The following is a 2826-nucleotide window of genomic DNA, read 5'->3' as shown; positions in this document are numbered from 1 at the left end:
GTGAGAGTCTTCATTGTGGCCTCTTGAGTGGTTGTCATGATTCAAGCACCTGACATTTTACCATTCTTGAGGCCATTATCCTTTATAAACAAACGATTAAAGCCAGTTTTGCGCCGATTTTGAACTCCGAAACGTGAGTTAGAGCGAAGCGAAAACCATCGAGCCCTGCAAGCGATCTTCATCAGGAACCGTAGGCGAACATCTCTTGGAGCACGTCGGCGACTGTCCGTGAGCATGCCTCGGGCAACACCCCGAGGCGCTTGATGAGTCGCGACTGATCCACTGTCCTGATTTGGTCAAGGACAATCTGGCCTTTCTTGTGCTCAAACGTGAGATTGACGCGGGTCGGATAGTCGCGCGGCGTGGATGTCATCGGCGCGATGATCACCGTACGGATATGAACGTTCATCTCGTCGGGCGAAACGATGACGCAGGGCCGTGTTTTCTGGATTTCCGAGCCTTGCGTGGGGTCGAGATCGACCAGATAAACCTCATAGCGCCGAACTTGCCTCACCAGGTCCAATCCTCGACATCGAAATCGTTTTCGAGCGTCTCCAGGACGAGTGGCGCATCGTCACTTGCCGCCGCCATCGACGCAAAGGCCGCGTCCCACCCGGCACGTACCTGACGGGCCGCCGCCAGCACCACGACGCCATTTTCCACCCGCATCTCCAGCACATCACCGAACCCGCATTCCTTGATCACCGAGGCTGGAATGCGGACACCCTTCGAGTTGCCAATAGGTACCAGATGAATCTTCATACTTGCCTCCCCTTAAAGTAATTACAGAGTAATTACTTTAAGGCCATCTCTCAAGGCCGGCTCCTCACCACATCCTTCGTGGGCGTGACGTCGCGAGAGTATAGACGACGGCGCAAAGGGCGGTCGATGCGCGGTCATGTCCTTGGTACGTCGTCAATTTCCGTTGTCGTTGTCGTTGTCGTCTTTCGTCATCGTCGGTCGTCCGGGATCGATACGCATGTCCTGGTCAGATATCGGTATCGATACTCGGTTGGCATCGGATCGCTCGTCGCTGACATGGGATCCTTCTTCGACAACGACAACGAGCGTAAATGGTCGCGGACGGGATGCCCGGTTGAACTTAACCACCTCGACGGATTCGCGTGGCAAGCACCGTTGGCACCAATCGATGCGAGCGCCAACGGCGCGTCCGATGTCAGCCCAGGGCAGCGCCCTGGGGATCTGGCCACCAACAGCCTTGAGCCCTGAAAGGTCGATCTCAACGCCCCAGCGCGGGTCGATGCGCGAAATGCCACCCAGCCGGACGGGGCATGCGTGTCGGCGTCGAGTTGGGTCAGCGCCCAGTTTAATTGGGTCGCGTAATTGTAGGCGTAATTTATCCACGCATGCTGGACCACCCGCGCGCCCTGGGGGCGGCATCTCCAGCGTGTCATCGGTGGAAAAGCAATCCACCGCCACGACCCCGCCGGCAACGTCCTGGAGACTCGCCAGACAGCGCGCCAGGTGGAGTGATTCGTTGAAGGTCAGGACGATGGCGGTGAATTTCATGGAGCCGTGGCAGACCGTCCATCCTGACTCCAGCGCCGCCGAATCTCCGCAGCGGCGGCTTCGGCAAGGCGGGTCAACTCGTCCAGCCGATATCCGGCTTGTTCATTGATCTGACGCTTGACGTCCCACAACTCGGCCAAGATCGGATCAGGTGCACGCGGGGATGTCGAATGACACGAGTCGTTCATATTCGGCCCTCCAGGAGTTCTTCCGGGGTCGTGAGGAGCGGTGGATAAAAGCCACAGGCGCGGAGCGCATCCAGCAGCTTCAGTTTTGCGTCAGGCCCAACGAGGTGGGCAAAGTTCCAGGTCACGATGTAATGCGCGCCGGCAACCGTGGCGAGCGCAACATGCAGCGCATCCTCGGGTTCGGTTGGAGGCAGGGCCTGCAAGTCGATCAACCGCATTGCAAGCGCTTGAGCTTCAGGCGTGATCGGCAAGGTTTCCAATCCGCGCAAGGCTTCCAACCGTAACGCCGCCGCGCGCGCATCGCCGCGACTGGCCTCTTCCAGCACGAGATCGGAGACCCTGATCGTCCACGACTGGCTGGCGCAAGCCCACCATTCGCTCGTCCAGAGTTGTCGCGCCGCGATCATCAGATCCCGGCTGGGTCGCGCGGTCAGATTAGGAGACCACGGATGTTTCGACATAGACGATCGGATTCATCATGGATCAAGGTTTCCGCGCCACCGCAATCATCGACTTCGCCAGCACCGGCACCCGCCCCACCCGCCCGAAGCGGATGTCCACAAACCCCGCTTCGCGCAGATCAACCCTTTCGTTCCGGCTTGACAGCTTAAATGACTGTCCGGTTTTCGGGGTCCACTTTAACGTTCACAGCTCGCCCATAATCCTTCGTGGCCATGAGCATCGTGATGAACCGGTCCCAGATCGACCGGCTTGATGTCGCCCGCCAAGGCAGCGAATTCTTCGGATCGCATGGCCTTGGATCCTATCACATCCCCCACGCACTCAATCCGATACGCCTTAGGCCGCCCGGCGTTGATCCGAGGTTCCCACGGAATTTCGTCTTCCAAGGATGGCCTAGCAGCCTGTCGGACTTGAGCGTTTGGATTGGCTGAAAAAGACAATCAAGAGGCTATTTTCCTCGAAAATAGCCTTTTTTCGGCCAAAAACGTGGTTTCCCTGCGAATGCCCCTTACTGCGGGCGCAAGACGGCCATGCGTTTAAGGTTCCACGCCAGGCAGACGAGGGTCCATTCGTTGCGCACGTTGGCCAGACCGCGGGTGAGAAACTGGCGAAACCCCATCACCGATTTGATGATGCCGAAGACTGG

5 protein-coding genes are annotated in these 2826 nt (G+C 58.3%); all 5 read right to left on the bottom strand.

From position 1 onward, the window contains the following. Window positions 1-181: 181 nt before the first annotated feature. Window positions 182-514, bottom strand: a complete 333-nt coding sequence (locus QZY07_RS24440; RefSeq protein WP_295408561.1) for a type II toxin-antitoxin system PemK/MazF family toxin — start codon at window positions 512-514, stop codon at window positions 182-184. Next, entirely contained in the window at window positions 511-762 is a 252-nt protein-coding gene (locus QZY07_RS24435) for an AbrB/MazE/SpoVT family DNA-binding domain-containing protein (protein ID WP_295408559.1), read from the bottom strand. Before QZY07_RS24435 ends, QZY07_RS24440 begins: the two co-directional genes overlap by 4 nt. Window positions 763-915: 153 nt before the next feature. Then, window positions 916-1530 carry a hypothetical protein gene (locus QZY07_RS24430; RefSeq protein ID WP_295408556.1) on the bottom strand — a complete coding sequence of 205 codons (615 nt, stop codon included), beginning with the start codon at window positions 1528-1530 and terminating at the stop codon, window positions 916-918. 184 nt (window positions 1531-1714) lie between these two features. Beyond that, window positions 1715-2179, bottom strand: a complete 465-nt coding sequence (locus QZY07_RS24425) for a type II toxin-antitoxin system VapC family toxin (RefSeq protein ID WP_295408554.1) — start codon at window positions 2177-2179, stop codon at window positions 1715-1717. Between the two features lie 509 nt (window positions 2180-2688). Beyond that, window positions 2689-2826, bottom strand: a 138-nt coding sequence (locus QZY07_RS24420; RefSeq protein WP_295408563.1) for a transposase, incomplete at its 5' end; no start/stop codon positions are given.

Origin of the sequence: uncultured Thiocystis sp. (genome assembly GCF_903866365.1) — a bacterium.
In the GTDB taxonomy this organism is placed as follows: Bacteria; Pseudomonadota; Gammaproteobacteria; order Chromatiales; family Chromatiaceae; genus Chromatium.
The sequence above is the reverse complement of the archived record's forward strand: the minus strand, read 5'-3'. Positions and strand labels throughout refer to the sequence as shown.